This is a genomic window from Comamonas sp. Z3, from assembly GCF_008121565.1.
Taxonomy (GTDB): Bacteria; Pseudomonadota; Gammaproteobacteria; order Burkholderiales; family Burkholderiaceae_C; genus Comamonas; species Comamonas brasiliensis.
The window spans coordinates 403152-421898 of sequence record NZ_VOQU01000007.1; the positions used below are offsets into that span (position 1 = coordinate 403152).

Genomic DNA, 18747 nt, shown 5'->3' on the forward strand with positions numbered 1-18747 from the left:
TCCCCTGTTCAATAAATAGAAAAGAACGGTCGTGCGTTTTTTATTTTCCGAGTTTTGCTGCGTTGCGCAACTGATGCTTGTCCTCAATGAGACATCCCTGGGCCACAACCAATGACGCCATCCCCGTCAGAGATGCCAGGCAAGCCGCGTCGCGGCGAGGCCGCCCGGGCGATGGCATCCCCCCCTCGCGCAAGGCGAGGCAGGGGCAAGGCGCTAGAAGCGCCCCAGGGCGAAATTCACCTCAAACCTCCAGCCACTCCTTGCGAACCTTTTCGTTCGCCCTGAGGGTCTCGGGAGTGCCGTCGAACACGATATGTCCATGGCCCATGACCAGGGCCCGATCCGAGATATTCATGGCAATGGTCAGCTTTTGCTCGATCAGCAGCACAGACACGCCGCGATCCTTGATCTTCTTGAGGTATTCGCCCACCAGCTCCACGATCTTGGGTGCCAGCCCTTCGGTGGGTTCGTCGATGATGATGAGATCGGGGTCGCCCATCAGCGTCCGGCAGAGCGTGAGCATCTGCTGCTCGCCGCCCGACATCACGCCGGCCTCGGTGTGCTGGCGCTCCTTGAGGCGAGGAAACATGGCATACATATCGTCAAAACCCCAGCGGCTGCTTTTGCCCTTGCCTTTCTGGCCCAGCATCAGGTTCTGATGCACGGTCAGATTGGGGAACACATCGCGGCTCTCCGGCACATAGCCGATACCCAGATGGGCCACCTCATAGGCTTTTTTGCCGTTCAGGTTCTTGCCTTTCCAGTCCAGCGCCCCCTCCCAGTGCACCAGGCCCATGATGGCCTTGGCCGTGGTGGAGCGGCCCGAACCGTTGCGCCCCAGCAAGGCCACGATTTCCCCCGCATGGACCTCGAAGTCCACGCCATGCAGCACATGGCTTTTGCCGTAGTAGGCATGCAAATCGTTGATCTTCAGCATCTCAATGCGCTCCTGCCTGTTGGTCTGCGACGGAAGATCCCAGATATGCTTCTTGCACTCTGGCGTTGGCACGCACAGCTTCGGGCGTGTCGTAGGCGATGACCTCGCCGTAGACCACCACGGCAATCTTGTCCGCGAGCCCGAAGACCACGCCCATGTCGTGCTCCACGGTCAGCAGTGTCTTGCCTTCGGTAACCTTCTTGATCAGCTGGATGAAATGCGCGGTTTCGCTGTTGCTCATGCCGGCCGTGGGTTCGTCCAGCAGGATGACGCTGGCACCGCCGCCGATGGTGATGCCGATCTCCAGCGCACGCTGCTCGGCATAGGTCAGGTTCACCGCCAGCGTGTCGCGCTTGCGGTGCAGGCCGATCATCTCCATCAGCTCGTTGGCGCGTTCGTTGGCGTCATGCAGATTGGAGAGAAAGCGCCAGAAGCTGTAGCGATAGCCCAGGCTCCAGAGCACGCTGCAGCGCAGGTTTTCAAACACCGAAAGCTTGGGAAAGATGTTCGTGATCTGAAAGCTGCGCGACAACCCCATGCGATTGATTTCGAAGGGCTTCTTGCCGTTGATGCGCTGACCGTGCAGCAGCACCTCGCCGCTGCTGGGCTCGAAGCGACCGCTGATCAGGTTGAACAGCGTGCTCTTGCCGGCACCGTTGGGGCCGATGATGGCGATACGCTCTCCGGCATTGACCGCCAGGTTGGCGCCGCGAATGATTTCGGTCTTGCCGAAGCTCTTGCGCAGATCACGCAGCTCCAGCGCATGAGAGGACTGCTGCACCGCTTGCGCAGCCGGTTGATGGATGGCGATGCTGGACATGGTTCAGCCCTCCCCTTTCTTGATGCTTTCTTCGATCGCTTCCTGTATGCGTCCCCAGCGGCGGGCCGTCAGACGGCGCACGCCCTCCAGCAGGCCCAGGCCCACCACGAACACCACAATCGCCACGGTCCAGGTGGAGGCAGCGCTGGTGTCCAGCTCGGCGCCCATGAAGGGCACCTTGGGGCCCAGCGCCGCATTGAGCTGCATGTGATAGATCATCTCGATCAGCGACGCAGCACCAACCACCGTCACGATGCCGGCCGCCAGAATGCCCAGATAGGGCATCAGCAGGCGCTTGAAATGACCGAACTTGGCTACGCGCAGATTCATCATGATCAGGCTGGCCACACCGCCGGGCGCATACATGACCATGAGCAGGAACACCAGGCCCAAGTACAGCAGCCAGGCCTTGGTCAGCTCGGACAGCAGCACCGAAGCCAGCACCAGCAGCACGGCACCGATGATGGGGCCGAAGAAGAAGGTGGCGCCGCCCAGGAAGGTGAACAGCAGATAGCCGCCCGAGCGCACCACGCTGACACTGTCCATGGCCGTGATGATCTCGAAATTGATGGCCGTCAGTCCGCCACCTACGCCCGCAAAAAAGCCTGCAATGATGAACGCGAAGTAGCGCACGCGCTGGGTGTTGTAGCCCACGAACTCGACACGCTCGGGGTTGTCGCGCACGGCATTCAGCATGCGCCCCAGCGGCGTACCGGTGAAGGCGAACATGGCGGCCGTGCATACGAAGCAGTACACGGCAATCAGGTAATACACCTGCAGACCCGAGCCGAAGTCCAGCCCGAAGAACTTGCTGTAGACACGGTCCGTGGTGATGCCGCCCTCGCCGCCGAAGAACTCGGGGAACATCAGCGCCATGGAGGCCACCAGCTCTCCCAGCCCCATGGTGATCATGGCAAAGGTGGTGCCCGATTTCTTGGTCGTCACATAGCCGAAGAGCGCCGCGAAGAACATGCCCGCCAGGCCGCCCACGATGGGAATCAGCACTAGCGGAATGGCGATCTCGCCTGCGGCGGCCTTGTTCATGGCATGGATGGCCAGGAACGAACCCAGGCCGGTATAGACCGCATGTCCGAAGCTCAGCATGCCGCCCTGCCCCAGCAGGATGTTGTAGGACAGGCAGATGATGATCAGATAGCCGATCTGGCTGAGCATGGTCAGCGCCAGCGAGCTGGTGAAGATCAGCGGTGCCACGATCAGCGCCAGCGCGAACAGACCCCAGACCAGAATGCGCCCTATGTTCAGGGGCTTGAAGCGGTAATGTGCCTGCGCCCGAGCTTTGTCTGCAGCAGAAGAATTCATGGGTGTTTTTGCAATCGAAGACATGGCTCAATCCCCTCTGGTACCGAGCAGCCCCTTGGGCCGGAAGATCAGAATCAGCACCAGGAACAGGTAAGGCAGAATCGGCGCGACCTGCGACAGCGTCAGCCGCAGCACGGGCCAGCCGAAGGTGGATTCATTGACCTGATGCCCCATGGAGCTGAACAGGCCGGCCAGCGACCAGTCCAACGCCACGGCGAAGGTCTGCACCACACCGATCAGCAGCGAAGCAACGAAAGCCCCGGCCAGCGAACCCATGCCGCCGACCACCACCACCACGAAAATGATGGAGCCCACGGAGGCCGCCATGGCGGGCTCGGTCACATAGGTGTTGCCTCCGATCACACCGGCCAGACCTGCCAGCGCGCAGCCGCCGCCAAACACCAGCATGAAGACGCGCGGCACGTTGTGGCCCAGCGCCTCCACCATTTCGGGGTTCTTGAGCGCGGCCTGGATCACCAGGCCGATGCGCGTGCGCGTCAGCAACAGCCAGACGGCTACCAGCATCAGCAGCGCCACCAGCATCACAAAGGAGCGCGACTTGGGGAACTGCGTGCCATACAAGGTAAACAGCGGCCCCTGCAGCGCCGTCGGCAGCGCATAGGGCACGGTGCCGCGCCCCCAGACCAGCTGCACCACTTCCAGAATCAGATAGGACAGGCCAAAGGTCACCAGCAGCTCGGGCACATGGCCGTACTTGTGCACCCGGCGCAGGCTGTAGCGCTCGAACAGCGCCCCCAGCACTCCCACCAGCACCGGGCTGAAAAAGAGCGCGGGCCAGAACCCGATGATGCCGCTGAGCGTGTATGCGAAATAAGCGCCCAGCATGTAGAAGCTGGTGTGGGCGAAATTCAGCACGCCCATCATGCTGAAGATCAGCGTCAGGCCCGAGCTGAGCATGAAGAGCAGCAGCCCGTAGCTCACGCCGTTGAGCATGGATATGGTGAAAAATTCAGGCGTCATCGACTTGCCTTGTTCTCATGAGCGAAAAGACCGCTGCAGCACTGCACCTGTTATACGTTCTGGTCGGCGCGGATGCTGCAGCACGAGGGAGGGTGAGAATATGCGAGCCTGGCTCAGGACGGACGCTTCATCTGGCAGCTGGTGGGCGTGCTGGCCACATAGGGCTCGTAGTACTTCACGGGCGCAAAGGTGTAGCCGGTGTTTTCGGCGTCATAGGGGAACTTGCCGCCCGCCTTCTGCCACTTCGAGATGTACAGGCCCTGCTGCAACTGGTGGTCGCTCTTGCGCATTTCGACTTCGCCATTGAAGCTTTTGAGCTTTATGCCCTCGAGAGCCGCCGCCACCTTGACCGGGTCGGTGGAGCCCGTCTTGACAAAGGCCGCATCCAGCAAGGCGAACACATGGTAGATAGAGCTTTGGGTCAGGTCGTCGTTGAACTTCTTCTTGAAGCTCTCCATGCTGGCCTGAATCGGCGCTCCCATGTTGTAGTGCCCGTAAGTCACGGTATAGACCTTGCCGTCGGAGGCCGCGCCCATGGCGGTGGGAGCGCCGGCGCCAAACGCGTAATAGGTATAGAACTTGACGTTGTTCAGGCCGGCGTCATTGGCAGCCTTGAGCAGCAGCGACAGATCGGCCCCCCAGTTGCCGGTGATCACCGTATCGGCACCCGACTGCTTGATCTTGGCCACATAGGGCGCGAAGTCGCGTACCTGGGCCAGCGGAGAAAAGTCATCGCCCACGATCTGCACATCGGGACGCTTTCTCTTGAGCAGGTCCTTGGCGTACTTGGACACCTGCTGACCGTGCCCGTAGTTCTGGTTGATCAGATAGACCTTCTTGACCTCGGCATCGTCCTTCATGTAAGTGGTCAGCGCCTCCATCTTCATGGAGGTGTCGGCATCGAGGCGGAAATGCCAGTAGCTGCACTTGCTGTTGGTCAGGTCCGGGTCCACGGCCGCGTAGTTGAGATAGAGCAACTCCTTGCCCTTGTTGCGGCTGTTGTGCTTTTCCAGCGCATCCATGATGGCCAGCGCCGGGCCCGAGCCATTGCCCTGCGTCACATAGCGCACGCCTTGATCCATGGCAGAGCGCAGCGCGGCCGTGGTTTCCTGCGGGCTGAGCTTGTTGTCCAGCGCCACGATCTCGAACTTCACGCCCGAGGCACTTTTCTTGTTGAACTCCTCCGCCAGCAACTGAAAGGTCTTGAGCTGATTCGTTCCCACGGCGGCCATCAGGCCCGACAAGGGATCAATCCAGGCGATCTTGACGGTTTCGCCCTTTTGAGCCCAGGCTCCACCTGCACTCACGACCATGGCCGAGACGGCCACTGCTCGCATAACCCATTTCATACTTGTCTCCTTTCACCATTTTTGCTAGCGACTGACGCCAATCTACCGGTCGGTAGACTTTTTCCCGCTGGGGAAAGCCTTAGGAACTATCACGCATGCGACTTGCCGGGCCGATTCGCGGCAGTTGGCGACACTTGCGCGACAGCTGCTCGCACTTGCAGACGAATGAAACCCGCGATCAAAAAAGGGCGCCACCAGGGCGCCCCGAAATCCGCTTCTCTCGCATCGCCTCAGGAGGGACGCTTCATCTGGCAGCTGGTGGGAGTGCTGGCCACATAGGGTTCGAAGTACTTCACGGGTGCAAAGGTATAGCCCGTGTTCTCGGAGTCCATGGGGTATTTGCCGCCGGCCTTTTCCCAGCGTGCGATGTACAGACCCTGCTGCAGCTGGTGATCGCTCTTGCGCATCTCGACCTCGCCGTTGTAGTTCTGGAACTTCATGCCCTCCATGGTCGCCGCGACCTTGACGGGATCGGTGGTCTTGGCCTTGGCAAAAGCCTGATCGAGCATGTTCAGCCCCGTGTACACGGTGCCGGTGTACATATCCTCGTTGACCTTGGCCTTGAAGCCCTTGACGATCTTGTCCATGGCGCCGGGCATGTTCAAGTGGCCGTAGCCCACCATATAGACCTTGCCGGCCGCTGCCGCACCCATGGCCGTGGGAGCTCCCGTGGCAATGGCGTAATAGGTGTAGAACTTGACGTTGTTCAGGCCCGCGTCGTTGGCGGCCTTGATCAGCAGTGCCAGGTCCGAGCCCCAGTTGCCCGTGATCACCGTGTCTGCGCCCGACTGCTTGATCTTGGCCACATAGGGCGCGAAGTCGCGCACCTGGGCCAGCGGCGAGAAGTCGTCACCCACGACTTCCACATCGGGGCGCTTGCGCTTGAGCATCTCCTTGGCGTACTTGGACACCTGCTGGCCATGCGAGTAGTTCTGATTGATCAGATAGACCTTCTTGATCTCGGGTACGTCCTTCATATACGTGGTCAAAGCCTCCATCTTCATGGAGGTATCGGCATCGAGGCGGAAATGCCAATAGCTGCATTTGCTGTTGGTCAGATCGGGGTCCACGGCCGCATAGTTGAGGAACACGACCTCCTTGCCCTTGTTGCGCGCATTGTGCTTTTCCAGCGCATCCATGATGGCCAGCGCCGGTCCCGAGCCATTGCCCTGGAACACATAGCGCACGCCCTGGTCCATGGCCGAACGCAGCGCGGCCGTGGTCTCCTGCGGGCTGAGCTTGTTGTCGATGCCGATGATCTCGAACTTCACCCCCGAAGCATTGCCCTTGTTGAGCTCCTCTGCCACGTACTGCAGGCTTTTGAGCTGGTTGGAGCCCAGCGCTGCCATCAGGCCCGAGAGCGGGTCAATCCAGGCGACCTTGACGGTCTCTCCCTTCTGGGCCATCGCACTCCCCGCGCACGCCAGGATCACCGATGCTGTCAAAGCCTTGATTGCAAACTTCATAGAGCGTCTCCTTTGGTGTTTATGAGCGACGCCCAGACTAAAGGGCAAGCCAGCGCCTGCGGCCTGGGGGTTGCCCTAGCGAATATCACATTGGCGACTGCAGGGTTTACCTCAGGCCATAACCTCAAAAACCATAGCAACATTCTCCTACCCATAAAGAGCTAGAGGCACTTCAGACCTCAACAGTCTGGAGCGGCAGCTGGCTTCCGTCAGCCGCAGGCCGCCCAAGCTGCCGGCCTTGACCCTGGCCAGCAACTCCACCGCACCGGGCAACTTTTCAAAGCGTGCTTCCGCCATCAGCACCAAAAGCAGATAGTGGAACCGGCCACGCGCTCCCTCAAGCCCATGGCGACGAGCAAACACCAGTTGCTGACGCACTTACCAGTGCATGGCCAACGGCGGCAATTTGTCGCGCAGATCGATCTAAATGGCCCAGCCGCCCGGACAAAAAAGCCATCATCCCGCGATGATGGCTTTGCTCGGGCCGCGCCAGGCCTGGCCTAAGGCGGTTCAGGCTGCCGTGGGCAGCTTGTAGTCCTTGAGCTCCTCGCGCAAACGGGTCTTGAGCATCTTGCCCGTGGCGCCAATCGGAATCGCCTCCACAAACACCACATCATCGGGAATCTGCCACTTGGCCGTCTTGCCCTCGTAGAACTTCAACAGCTCCTCGCGCGTGATTTCAGCGCCGGGCTTCTTGACCACGGCCACGATGGGGCGCTCGTCCCACTTGGGATGCGGCATGCCTATGCAGGCTGCCATGGCCACGGCCGGGTTGGCCATGGCGATGTTCTCTATATCGATGGAGCTGATCCACTCGCCGCCGGACTTGATCACGTCCTTGCTGCGGTCGGTGATCTGCATGTAGCCATCGGGGTCGATCGTCGCCACATCCCCCGTCGGGAACCAGCCATAGCCGTCAGCACCGCGCACCAGGGGATTGCCGCTGCCTTTGTAGTAGCTGTCGATGATCCAGGGGCCGCGCACCAGCAGGTCGCCATAGCTCTTGCCATCCCAGGGCTGCTCGTCGCCGGCGTCGTTGACGATCTTCATCTCCACGCCATAGATCGCGCGCCCCTGTTTCTGCCGGATCTTCATCTGCTCGTCCTTGGGCAGGTCCAGATGCTTGTTCTTGAGCGTGCACAGCGTGCCCAGGGGACTCATCTCCGTCATGCCCCAGGCGTGCAGAACCTCCACGCCGTAATCGTCCTGGAAGGCCGTGATCATGGCTGGCGGGCAGGCAGAGCCGCCGATCACCGTGCGATTGAGCTTGGAAAAACGCAGGCCGCCCGGCTTCATGTAGCCAAGCAGCATCTGCCAGACGGTGGGCACGCCGGCAGCAAAGGTCACGCCTTCCGACTCGATGAGTTCGTACACCGACTTGCCATCGAGCGCCGGGCCCGGGAAGACCATCTTGCAGCCCGTGAGCGCCGCCGAATAGGGCAGGCCCCAGGCATTGACGTGAAACATGGGAACCACGGGCAGCACCGAATCACGGGCCGACAGGCACATCACGTCCGGCAGCGCGGCAGCATAGGCGTGCAAGGTGCTGGAGCGGTGGCTGTAGAGCACGGCCTTGGGATTGCCGGTGGTGCCGCTGGTGTAGCACATGCTGGATGCGGTGTTTTCGTCGAACTGCGGCCAGCGGTATTGATCGGACTGGCCCGCAATCCAGCTCTCGTAGCTGATGAGGCCGGGAATGCCGCTGTCTGCCGGCAGGCGATCCGCATCGCAGAGCACCACCCATTGCTGCACCTCGGGGCATTTGGCATGCACAGCCTGGATGATGGGCAAAAAGGTCAGGTCAAAGCACAGCACCTTGTCTTCGGCGTGGTTGACGATCCAGGCAATCTGCTCGGGATGCAGGCGCGGGTTGACGGTGTGCAGCACCCGACCCGAGCCGCTGACGCCGAAATACATCTCCATGTGGCGATAGCCATTCCAGGCCAGGCTGGCCACTCTGTCGCCCTGGGCCAGGCCCATGGCATCGAGCTTGTTGGCAAGCTGGCGCGAGCGCGCAGCCAGTTCCTTGTAGGTATAGCGATGGATATCGCCCTCCACACGGCGGGAGACGATCTCCCCGTCGGCATGGTTGCGCGCGGCAAACTCGATCAGGGAAGAAATCAACAGCGGCTGGCTTTGCATCAGACCCAACATTGGCAGTCTCCTGGATAGCGTTGTGATGATCGGCAAGCATCCTAGCGCGGGCTTCCCTGCCGTCATCTGAGGACTGTCACCAATGCGTAACCGTGGCGACGTTTGACTGCATCCTCCCTCTGAGCGACAAACAAGCACTCAGGGAAAAACCTAGGACGATCTCCAGCGTCAACCGGCTCAACAACCCTGCAAGCCCTGTCCCTGATGCCGCTCAAGCACAATGCCTGCATGAGCGAATCCCCTGCCCCGCAATGGCGCAAGCCCGGCCGCTTCGAAGCCCTGGGCCCGGCTTTTTTCACCTATCTGCAACCCACGCCCGTACCCGAGCCGCAATGGATTGCCACCAGCACCTGCGCGGCACGCTGGATGGATCTGGACCCCGAATGGCTGCACAGCGCCGAAGCGCTGCAAATCCTCAGCGGCAATGCCGTCTCCGACCAAGGCAGCGGCGGCAGCAAGCCGCTGGCCACGGTCTATAGCGGCCACCAGTTCGGCGTCTGGGCCGGCCAGCTCGGCGACGGCCGCGCCATCCTGCTGGGCGAAACCGAGCAGGGCTTTGAAATCCAGCTCAAGGGAGCAGGCCGCACGCCCTATTCGCGCATGGGCGACGGCCGGGCCGTGCTGCGCTCGTCGATTCGCGAGTTTCTCTGCAGCGAAGCCATGGCGGCCCTGGGCATTCCCACCACGCGTGCGCTGGCGCTGACGGGCTCGCCCCTGCCCGTGGCGCGCGAGACCATGGAAACCGCCGCCGTCGTGACGCGTGTGGCCGAGAGCTTCATCCGCTTCGGCCATTTCGAGCATTTCGCCGCACGCGATATGCAGGCCGAGCTGCGCGCCCTGGCCGATCTGGTCATAGACCAGCACTATCCCGAGTGCCGCACGGCCACCGCGCTGAACGGCAACCACTACGCCAATTTGCTGCAGGCCGTGAGCGAGCGCACGGCCCAATTGCTGGCCCGGTGGCAGGGTGTGGGCTTCTGCCACGGCGTGATGAATACCGACAACATGAGCATCCTGGGCCTGACCATCGATTACGGCCCCTTCCAGTTTCTCGACGCCTTCGACCCCGGCCATATCTGCAACCACAGCGACAGCCAGGGCCGCTATGCCTTCAACCGCCAGCCCCAGGTGGCCTACTGGAATCTGTATTGCCTGGGCCAGGCCCTGCTGCCGCTGATCGGCGACGAAGAGCTGACGATTGCGGCGCTTGAGTCGTACAAGACCGTTTTTCCCGCCGCCTATGCGCGCCAGATGCTGGCCAAGCTGGGCCTGCCCGAGAACGAGGCCGGCACGCCGGCCACCGAAGGCCGCTTTGCACTGCTGGTCAACCCGCTGCTGCAGATCCTGGCCGACAACAAGGTGGACTACACCATCTTCTTCAGTCGCCTGACCGATGCCGTCGCACAGGGGCAGGCAAGGCCGATCGACTTCGAGCCGCTGCGTGACATCATTCTTGACCGGCCCAGCTTCGATGCCTGGTCGCTCACTTATTCAGAGCAGCTGGCGCAAGTGGATAGCGTGCAGGCCATGGCTTTGATGCAAGAATCCAATCCGCGCTTTGTGCTGCGCAACCATCTGGGCGAAACCGTGATCCGCGCCGCCCGGGACGGTGACTTCGCGCCGGTGCAGCAGATGCTGGCCGTGCTGCAAGCGCCTTGTGACTCGCATCCGGACCACGCTGACTGGGCCGGCTTCCCGCCCGACTGGGCTTCCTCGATTGAAATCAGCTGTTCATCATGAGCTTTCCCATCCAGAAATCCGACCAAGAATGGCAAGCCCTGCTGCAGGACAAGGGGGCTGAAACCGCGGCCTTCCAGGTCACGCGCCATGCGGCCACCGAGCGCCCCTTCACCGGCAAATACGAGCAGTTCTGGGCCGACGGCAGCTACCACTGCGTCTGCTGCGGCAACAAGCTGTTCGACTCGCACACCAAGTTCGATGCGGGCTGCGGCTGGCCCAGCTTTGACCAGGCCGTGCCCGGCGCCATCACCAATATCGTGGATCGCAGCCACGGCATGGTGCGCACCGAGACGGTGTGCAGCAACTGCGGCGCTCATCTGGGCCATGTCTTTCCCGACGGTCCCACCGATACCGGACTGCGCTACTGCATGAATTCAGCCTCGCTGGATTTCCAGGGTGAGCCCCAAAAATAAGAGCTGACAAGGCTTGAGCAGCAAGGCCTCAGCCATGCCGGCACGGGCGCGCTGCGCAGGCCCTGGCTATCAGCTTTGATAGCTGAATCCGTCCGGCTCACAAGGCTTTGCTGGCGGTACGGCCCGAGCTTTGGTGCATGATGCGGATTTGCTCGCTGCGCCGGGAACCTTGCCGGTGCTGCGCAGTCTGAATTTCAGAACGACTACCATTTCGCGCATGAAGCTGCTGATTGATTTCTTCCCCATCATCCTGTTTTTCGTGGCCTTCAAGGTCTGGGGCATCTACACCGCCACGGCCGTGGCCATTGTCGCCACCGTGGCGCAGATTGCCTATCTGCGCTTGAAGACCGGCAAGATCGAACCCATGCAATGGATGAGCCTCGGTGTCATCGTGCTGTTCGGCGGCGCCACTTTGCTGGCCCATGACGACAATTTCATCAAATGGAAGCCCACGGTGCTGTACTGGCTCATGGGCGGCGCGCTGCTGATCGGCCAGCTGGTGTTCAAGAAGAACCTGCTGCGCTCCGTCATGGGTGCGCAGCTGCAGCTGCCCGATGCCATCTGGCTCAAGCTCAACTGGGCCTGGACCGCGTTCTTCGCGGCCATGGGCGCGCTCAACATCTGGGTGGCCTATAACTTCGACACCGACACCTGGGTCAACTTCAAGCTGTTTGGAGGCATGGGACTGATGGTGGTGTTCGTGATTGCGCAAGCCATCTACATGAGCCGCTACCTGCCCCAGGACGGCGCGCCCAGCGCCGCCGAAGCCAAGGACAAGCAGCCATGAACCTGACCATCAGTGCCCAGGCCATGGACGCCGCCCTGCGCCAGCGTCTGGCCCCGACCCAGCTCGAAGTCATCGACGAGAGCTATCAGCATGCTGGCCATGCCGGTGCCAATGACAGCGGCGTGGGCACGCATTTTCGCGTACGCATTGCTTGCCCAGCCTTTGATGGCAAAAGCCGCGTGGCACGCCATCGCCTTGTGTATGATGCACTGCAAGACTTCATTGACCAGGGTGCTCATGCCATCGCCATTGAAGTACTTTGAGAACCCACGGTTCTGACCACAGGCTCCTTGACGGGAGCCTGTTGTGTATGGACTGAACTTCATTCACTTTTCTCGATCTCAACTCGAATGAGCATGAAACAAAAGCAACTGGCCCGCATCGTGGGCGCCACAGTTCTGGGCTTTGCCGCCCTGTCCGCCTCGGCCCAGAATGTGGCCATCGTCAATGGCAAGGCCGTGCCCATGGCCCGCGTCAACGCCCTGAAGGCCCAGATCGAAGCCAGCGGCCAGCCCGTTGCCCCCGAGATGGACAAGATGATCAAGGACGAGGTCATCGCACGTGAAGTCTTCATGCAGGAAGCCAACCGCCGCGGTCTGGCCGCCTCCGAGGCCTACAAGCAGCAGATGGACATGGCCCGCCAGACCGTGCTGATCCGTGCGCTGTTCGAAGACTTCCAGAAGAAGAACCCCGTGACCGATGCCGAAGCCAAGGCCGAATACGACAAGTTCGTCGAGGCCAATGGCGGCAAGGAATACAAGGCCAGCCACATCCTGGTGGAATCCGAGGACCGCGCCAAGGCCATCATCGCCGAAGTGAAGGCCGGCAAGAAGTTCGAAGACATCGCCAAGAAGGAATCCAAGGACCCCGGATCGGGTGCCCGCGGCGGCGATCTGGACTGGGCCAACCCCAACAACTACGTGCCCGAGTTCACAGAGGCACTGATCAAGCTCAAGAAGGGCGAGATGACCGACGCGCCCGTCAAGAGCCAGTTTGGCTGGCACATCATCCGCATGGATGACGAGCGCCAGGCCGAAATGCCCAAGTTCGAGGACGTCAAGCCCCAGATCACCCAGCAGCTGCAACAGCAAAAGCTGCAGCAATTCCAGGATCAGCTGCGCAAAAGCGCAAAAATCCAGTAACATGCTCTTACGCCAGACCTGAAAAGGACTGGCCAGACCATCACCCAAGCCCGCGTCAAGCGGGCTTTTTTTGTCTCATCGCTGCGGTTTTGCTACATCTTCCGCAGCACCCTGACCAGACTCAGACTTGGCTGGCGGCAATTGCTCGGGCTTTCTTGGACGGCAATGCGGGGGCTTTCGTGCCGCGCCAGAGCCTTCTTCCGCCCCCTCTTTGGCGGCTCGCCGACGACCCTGGTCCTCGGTCTGCAAAGGACACAGCGGCAATTGCGCCGACAAACGAGAGTTTTGTGGCGCCATCGCATCGGCCACCGTGGCGTCGGCTGCCGGGGCAACAGGCTGCACAGCGTCCGTGCTCCGAGAAGACGCCTTGGCTGCCGGTGCCCCGCGCGCAGCCGGTGCCGCACTGGGAGCGGGAGCAGCTTGGGATGGAGGCATGGGCGCCGACGCAGATACGGCAGCCTCCATGCCCAAGGCCTCCGGTGCTTTCTCTGTCTGCACTGACGCCCGGCTCCCCCTGGATTCCGGGGTCTGCGCAGCCGCGCGTTCAGCGCTGGCGGCCGAAGCAGCTGGCTCAGGCGTTGCCCGCTGTGCATCGGCGGCCTGCGACGCAGCGTCCCCCTCAGGCCGGGCCACGGCTTCGGCCCTGGAATCCGGTTCGCCCCCCCTGCCCTGGTCCGGGCCACTCCACCAGGCCGCATGCTGCAGCATCAGCCAGCCCACCAGTCCGACGGCCGCCAGCCCGCCCAGCGCATGCCGCAGCCAGTAGCGGTCGTTGGCCGCAGGCTGGTCCGCCGGTGCCCCGGCCGCACGCTGGCGTGCGCGCTCGAGAATGGCGGCGCTGCTTTGCGCACTGGGGCCACGGTCCTCTGCCACGGCCTCGTGGTAGAGCTCGCGCAGCACATCGGGCTTGCCGTTGCCGGGCGGGGTTTCGGGGTGCATATTCATGCCAGTTCCTCCAGCGCGGCGCGCAGTTTGGCACGCGCATAGCGCAAGCGGCTTTTAGCTGTTTCCTCGGCAACACCGGTGGCCTGGGCAATTTCGGCCAGTGTCAGATCAGCCTCGACCTGCAGCAGAAAGCACTCGCGCTGCTCACAAGGAAGCCGCGCCAATGCCGCCAGAATGGCCTGGGCCATGAGTTGGCGATCGAGTTGCTGCTCAGGCTCGAAGCCCGATGCCGCAAACAGGCTTTCGGCCAGCCGCAGGGACTCTTGCGTGTCTGCCGACAGGCTGATGCCCGGCCTTTGCCTACGCCAGTGATCGACCAGGCGGTTGTGTGCCATGGTGAACAGCCAGGTCGTGAACTTGCTGCGCACCTCATAGCGGGAGGCACTGTCCACCACGGCAAACCAGAGGTCCTGCACCAGATCGTCGGCCAGTGCCGCATCGCCCGTGTTGCGATAGAAATAGCGCCACATACGCAGGCTGTGCCGGGCATAAAGCGTCTCGAACGCCGTGGCCTGCCCTGCGGCATAGCTGCGCATCAGGGCTTCGTCGGCGGGTGTGTCTGGTGCAGGCTGCGGTGCGAGCATGTCCGCGATTATGCAAACTCCGCAGCCCACCTTGCTCAGTTGCGCGGCGGGTCCGGGACAAAGCCGTCGTCCCCGGGAAAGGGATTGGGCACGCGCGGCTGCGACGGCCGTGGGCGGGGCTCGCGGATCACACCTCTGGCGACCAGATTGGCATAGCTGTCGTAGCGGATACGCACCATCTGCCGCGGCTGCTCGGTATCGGCCTCGAACTCCACCTGGGTGACTTGCGAGCGCTCCACCGCGCCATGGCCCGTGCCCAGCGAAGGGGCCGGCGAGGCCGATGGAGCCCGGCGTTCGGCACTGCGGCTCTTGCTGGCGGCCTGCGGCACGGCGACATCCGCCGCCGCAGATTCAGCCGCCAAGGCACTGGCTGGCGCTTGCGGCTCATAGAGCGGCCCCTGGTAGGCGGCAGACTCGGGCAGTTTTTCACGGTACAGCGCAACCCCGATCACGCCCACATCCTGCGGCCGGCCGGTCCTGGCGGCATAGGACATATCGCTTTCGGAGAAATAGAACGCGGCCACGTTGTCATTGCTCTTGCGCCAGCCCCGCACGTCATAGCTGTCGCCCGCATCCAGCACATAGCCGCCTTCGGCGCGGGAGCTCGCCGCCCGGCCGTTGATGGCATTGACCCCGTCGACGCTGATGATGCCCATGATGCGACGGCTCTCGAGGTTGCGGATGCGCACCGCATAGCTGGCACCGGGACGGCCCACCACCCACAGCTCGCCCTCGTGGCTGTACTGGGGCAGTACCCGCCCCGTGGCACGTTCGACGATGCTGATCTGGGCCAGCTTTGGGTTGCCGCGCGTCCAGGCCGAAGCCGGCGCGGCGACCACCATTGCGGCAGCGCAGAGCAGCGAAGCGCGCAGCAGACGGCCGCGCGACAGCAAGAAACCAGGAACCGGGGGTTCGATACGGACAGACAGCATGGACAAGGCCTCCTCAAGATACAGCCACAGCGGCTGAAACAAACTTGTCGGAGGCTCAAACGCAGCAGCAGACGCAACGGGGTCAGGACAGGCGCTCTGATTTGCAAGCATTTGCAACACCATTTGCAACACCGCTTGGCATCGCAGTCGTGCTCCGGCCCGGCATGTCTGGCACAATCGCGCTCGCTGCAGCCCAAGGCAAGCAGCAATGCTGGGGGTGTCCTGACTATGACCGGTCAGGGCTGAGAGAGTCCCTTTGAACCTGATTGCGCAAGCGGTGTCTTGACCACCGCTTGCCCGAGATCATCCTCGCGCAGGGAAGCTGTCCAAGGTGTCAGACCGCGACTCGCCATGTCTTTCATGGCCCGCCGCGCAAACCATGCGGCCCCTGCTTCGTTTTTCTGGCGGAGCATTCATGAAGTCATCTTCTTCCACATCGGCCAATCGGGCCCTGGTCCCGGTGACGGCGCAGGAGCGCGTCTTTGCCTGGCGCGACCATGCCTCGCTGTGGTTCAGTCTGGGCGTAGGCCTGCTGGTCATGCAGATGGGCGCCTATCTGCTGCCAGCGCTCAGCCCGCTGCATGCGCTGATCGCGATCGGCATCGGTTCCCTGATCGGCGCCGGCCTGCTGGGCTGGGTGGGCAAGCTGGGCTGCGACAGCGGCCTGTCCAGCGCCGGGCTGATGCACAGCGTCTACGGCCGCCGCTTTGCACGACTGCCTATCGTGCTCAACATCATCCAGCTGCTGGGCTGGGGCAGTTTCGAGCTGGTGGTGATGCGCGACGCCACCGTGGCGCTGGGCAGGCAAAGCGGCATCATGGGCGCGCCCTACTGGCCCTGGCTGGCCACGCTGCTCTGGGGTGGCGTGATCCTGCTGCTGATGAGCGGCTCCATGACCACCCTGGTGCGCCGCATCATCTCGCGCGTGGCCTTGCCTCTGGTGATTGCCTCGCTGCTGTGGCTGAGCTGGCAATTCCTGAAAATGGCCGGCGCCACTGGCCTCGGGCCCCTGCTGGCCCGCGAGGGTGCAGGCGGCATGAGCATGCTGGGCGCTGTCGATCTGGTGATCGCCATGCCCATCAGCTGGCTGCCGCTGGTGGCCGACTATGCGCGCCACGGCAAAAGCGGCAAATCCGCGCTGACCGGAGCCTGGACCGGCTTTGCCCTGGCCAATATCTGGTGCTACTCCCTGGGCGTGCTGGTGGCCCTGACCCTGCCCAGCGAAGACCTGGTCACGGCCCTGCTGCTGGCCCAGGGCGGGCTGATTGCCCTGTCACTGATTCTGATCGACGAAGTGGACAACGCCTATGGCGATGCCTACTCTGGCGCCATGTCGGCCCACAGCCTGCAACCGGGCTGGAGTGTTCGCCGCTGGGGCCTGCTGATCGCGTCCCTGTGCACCGCGTTGGCCATGGTGCTGCCCATGCACAGCCTGGAGCCGTTTCTGCTGTTGCTCAGCTCCTGCTTTGTGCCGCTGTTCGGCGTGATGCTGGGCCGCCTGGCCTTTGGCACCGATGCCGTGGAGTTGATGCAGAAAGCGCCCGCCGTGCGCTGGGATGCCGTGGCCATCTGGGTGCTGGGCATTGCCTTCTATCACCTGCTGCCCTATGCCAGCACGGCCCTAGGCTCGGCCCTGCCCACGCTGGCGCTGACCTTTGTGGTGGCTCTCGCCACACGCCAGCTGCAGCCGCGCTCCGTTGCCGCCTGAGCAAAAAACAAATTCAATAGCAGCCAATTCCCTTCAACCGGGCAACTCAGCCATTTTCTCTGTTTTTCATCTGGCGCCCGCCGCCCGCAGCAGCTGCACGACGGCCTGCTGCCCGCGCTGGCGTGCATGGGCCAGGGCCGTCACCCCGTCCTTGTCTGGCAGGTTCAGATCGGCCTTGGCATCGATCAGGGCCTGGATGATGGCCTGATGGCGAGGCCCGCCATCGCTGAGCACCACGGCTTCCATCAGACAGGTCCAGCCCAGCCGGTTGACATGGTTCACATCCACACCTGCCGTGATCAGCGCCCGGGCTGTTTCCAGATGGCCGCGCTCGCAGGCCGGAATCAGGGCCGTGCCGCCATAGCGGTTGGTGCTCTTGAGATCGGCGCCATAGGAAATCGTCATGCGCACAATCTCCAGCCGGCCCTGCGCGCCGGCCAACAGATAGGCGCTGTCCTGCATCTGGTTCTGGATATTGGGACTGGCACCATGCATCAGCAGCGAGCGTGCCACCTCGATATGGTTGGCTGCCGTGGCCAGCAGCAACGGGGTATTGCCCCGGGCGTCCTGCACGTCGACAGGCGCGTTGCCGGCCAGCAGATTGCGCACCGCCACGGCATCGCCCTGCGCGGCAGCGGCCAGCAATTGCTGGCCCGGCATCTGCAGGTCCCCGGCTTTTGCTGCCACAGCAGCGGCTGGCATTGCAGCCGGAGCATTCGCCGACGTGCCGCTCTGGCAGGCCGTGAGCAGCGTCGCTGCGGCCGAAGCCGTCAATGCAATCGTCAATCGGGTAGTCAACGAGGCGCTCCCATGGGCGCGGACTGGCTGGTTCATGGCATTCCTTGATGGCTGGCTGGGTGTTCAGCCCCTGTCAGCTTTCTACAGGAACTATAGCTAACCACGCAAGTCCGATGGGGGTTACAGCATGTTTTCAATCGATAAAAGGAGAATCTGCCCCGTGTCTTGCAACCGCTGGATCCGCACCGCCGCCACTTCAAGCCTGATCGCGCTGGGTGCGCTCACCGCCGGCCTGCTGCCGGCCCTCGCACAAGCCCAGGAATTCGTCAGCATCAAGGGCAAGACCGTGAATGTGCGCGAGCGGCCCAACACCCGCTCCGCCACCCTCTGGGAACTGAGCAAGGGCTACCCGCTGCAAGTCACCCAGCGCAAAGGGCAGTGGCTGCGCGTGAAGGACTATGAGTCCACGCTGGGATGGGTCCACGCCCCGCTGACCAGCAAGAGCCCGCATATGGTGGTGACGGCACGCACGGCCAATCTGCGCTCCGGCCCCGGCCAGAAGCACAACCGGGTCGGCAAGCTGGAGCAATATGAGGTATTGCAGACGCTGAAAAAGCAAGGTAGCTGGGCCCAGGTCCAGCGCAGCAACGGCCAGAGCGGCTGGGTAGCCAAGAATCTGGTCTGGGGCTGGTAAGTGCGGCAACAGGCGCCCCAAAAGGCAAAGGCCTGCA

At 62.5% G+C, this 18747-nt stretch carries 18 protein-coding genes; 7 read left to right on the top strand and 11 right to left on the bottom strand.

Features of this window, described 5'->3' with window-relative positions:
• Positions 1-241: 241 nt before the first annotated feature.
• The 7 genes from FSY59_RS21570 to FSY59_RS21605 form a co-directional block, all read right to left on the bottom strand.
• Entirely contained in the window at positions 242-937 is a 696-nt protein-coding gene (locus tag FSY59_RS21570) for an ABC transporter ATP-binding protein (protein ID WP_003053748.1), read from the bottom strand.
• 1 nt (position 938) lies between these two features.
• Complete coding sequence (locus FSY59_RS21575) at positions 939-1757, bottom strand: ABC transporter ATP-binding protein (protein WP_003053745.1); 819 nt, start codon at positions 1755-1757, stop codon at positions 939-941.
• A 3-nt stretch (positions 1758-1760) separates the two neighbouring features.
• Positions 1761-3101, bottom strand: a complete 1341-nt coding sequence (locus FSY59_RS21580; protein ID WP_019042207.1) for a branched-chain amino acid ABC transporter permease — start codon at positions 3099-3101, stop codon at positions 1761-1763.
• Positions 3102-3104: 3 nt separating this feature from the next.
• Positions 3105-4058, bottom strand: coding sequence for a branched-chain amino acid ABC transporter permease (locus FSY59_RS21585; protein ID WP_003053739.1), 954 nt, complete (start codon positions 4056-4058; stop codon positions 3105-3107).
• Positions 4059-4171: 113 nt separating this feature from the next.
• Positions 4172-5407 carry a branched-chain amino acid ABC transporter substrate-binding protein gene (locus FSY59_RS21590; RefSeq protein WP_148729643.1) on the bottom strand — a complete coding sequence of 412 codons (1236 nt, stop codon included), beginning with the start codon at positions 5405-5407 and terminating at the stop codon, positions 4172-4174.
• A 230-nt stretch (positions 5408-5637) separates the two neighbouring features.
• On the bottom strand, positions 5638-6873 hold the full coding sequence (locus tag FSY59_RS21595; protein ID WP_003053735.1) for a branched-chain amino acid ABC transporter substrate-binding protein: 1236 nt from the start codon (positions 6871-6873) through the stop codon (positions 5638-5640).
• 510 nt (positions 6874-7383) lie between these two features.
• Complete coding sequence (locus FSY59_RS21605; RefSeq protein WP_003053731.1) at positions 7384-9027, bottom strand: 3-(methylthio)propionyl-CoA ligase; 1644 nt, start codon at positions 9025-9027, stop codon at positions 7384-7386.
• A gap of 204 nt (positions 9028-9231) precedes the next feature.
• Here FSY59_RS21605 and FSY59_RS21610 point away from each other — a divergent pair, with 204 nt between their 5' ends.
• The 5 genes from FSY59_RS21610 to FSY59_RS21630 all read left to right on the top strand — a co-directional run bounded on the left by FSY59_RS21610 (position 9232) and on the right by FSY59_RS21630 (position 13109).
• Positions 9232-10767 (top strand): YdiU family protein, encoded by a 1536-nt coding sequence (locus FSY59_RS21610; RefSeq protein WP_148729645.1) that lies wholly within the window; start codon positions 9232-9234, stop codon positions 10765-10767.
• Positions 10764-11180, top strand: a complete 417-nt coding sequence (gene msrB / locus FSY59_RS21615) for a peptide-methionine (R)-S-oxide reductase MsrB (RefSeq protein WP_019042211.1) — start codon at positions 10764-10766, stop codon at positions 11178-11180. The genes FSY59_RS21610 and msrB overlap by 4 nt, the downstream gene beginning before the upstream one ends.
• 217 nt (positions 11181-11397) lie before the next feature.
• Positions 11398-11967, top strand: coding sequence for a septation protein A (locus tag FSY59_RS21620; RefSeq protein WP_003053725.1), 570 nt, complete (start codon positions 11398-11400; stop codon positions 11965-11967).
• The gene (locus tag FSY59_RS21625) at positions 11964-12230 is read left to right on the top strand and encodes a BolA family transcriptional regulator (RefSeq protein ID WP_043373767.1); all 267 of its coding nucleotides are present in this window, start codon (positions 11964-11966) and stop codon (positions 12228-12230) included. Before FSY59_RS21620 ends, FSY59_RS21625 begins: the two co-directional genes overlap by 4 nt.
• An 87-nt stretch (positions 12231-12317) precedes the next feature.
• Complete coding sequence (locus FSY59_RS21630) at positions 12318-13109, top strand: peptidylprolyl isomerase (protein ID WP_003053722.1); 792 nt, start codon at positions 12318-12320, stop codon at positions 13107-13109.
• Between the two features lie 75 nt (positions 13110-13184).
• On the opposite strand, the gene FSY59_RS21635 is transcribed toward FSY59_RS21630, so the two are convergent.
• The 3 genes from FSY59_RS21635 to FSY59_RS21645 are packed head-to-tail and all read right to left on the bottom strand — an operon-like array spanning position 13185 to position 15570.
• Complete coding sequence (locus FSY59_RS21635) at positions 13185-14054, bottom strand: hypothetical protein (RefSeq protein ID WP_148729646.1); 870 nt, start codon at positions 14052-14054, stop codon at positions 13185-13187.
• Positions 14051-14638, bottom strand: a complete 588-nt coding sequence (locus tag FSY59_RS21640) for an RNA polymerase sigma factor (protein ID WP_148729647.1) — start codon at positions 14636-14638, stop codon at positions 14051-14053. The genes FSY59_RS21635 and FSY59_RS21640 overlap by 4 nt, the downstream gene beginning before the upstream one ends.
• Before the next feature lie 35 nt (positions 14639-14673).
• Positions 14674-15570, bottom strand: a complete 897-nt coding sequence (locus tag FSY59_RS21645) for a hypothetical protein (protein ID WP_148729648.1) — start codon at positions 15568-15570, stop codon at positions 14674-14676.
• A gap of 415 nt (positions 15571-15985) precedes the next feature.
• Between FSY59_RS21645 and FSY59_RS21650 the strand changes: the two genes are divergently transcribed.
• On the top strand, positions 15986-17278 hold the full coding sequence (locus FSY59_RS21650; RefSeq protein WP_050874166.1) for a cytosine permease: 1293 nt from the start codon (positions 15986-15988) through the stop codon (positions 17276-17278).
• Between the two features lie 66 nt (positions 17279-17344).
• On the opposite strand, the gene FSY59_RS21655 is transcribed toward FSY59_RS21650, so the two are convergent.
• Positions 17345-18112 (bottom strand): ankyrin repeat domain-containing protein, encoded by a 768-nt coding sequence (locus tag FSY59_RS21655; protein ID WP_019042216.1) that lies wholly within the window; start codon positions 18110-18112, stop codon positions 17345-17347.
• Positions 18113-18236: 124 nt separating this feature from the next.
• On the opposite strand from FSY59_RS21655, the gene FSY59_RS21660 reads away from it, so the two are divergent.
• Positions 18237-18710, top strand: coding sequence for an SH3 domain-containing protein (locus FSY59_RS21660; RefSeq protein ID WP_003053711.1), 474 nt, complete (start codon positions 18237-18239; stop codon positions 18708-18710).
• The last annotated feature ends 37 nt before the right edge of the window (positions 18711-18747 follow it).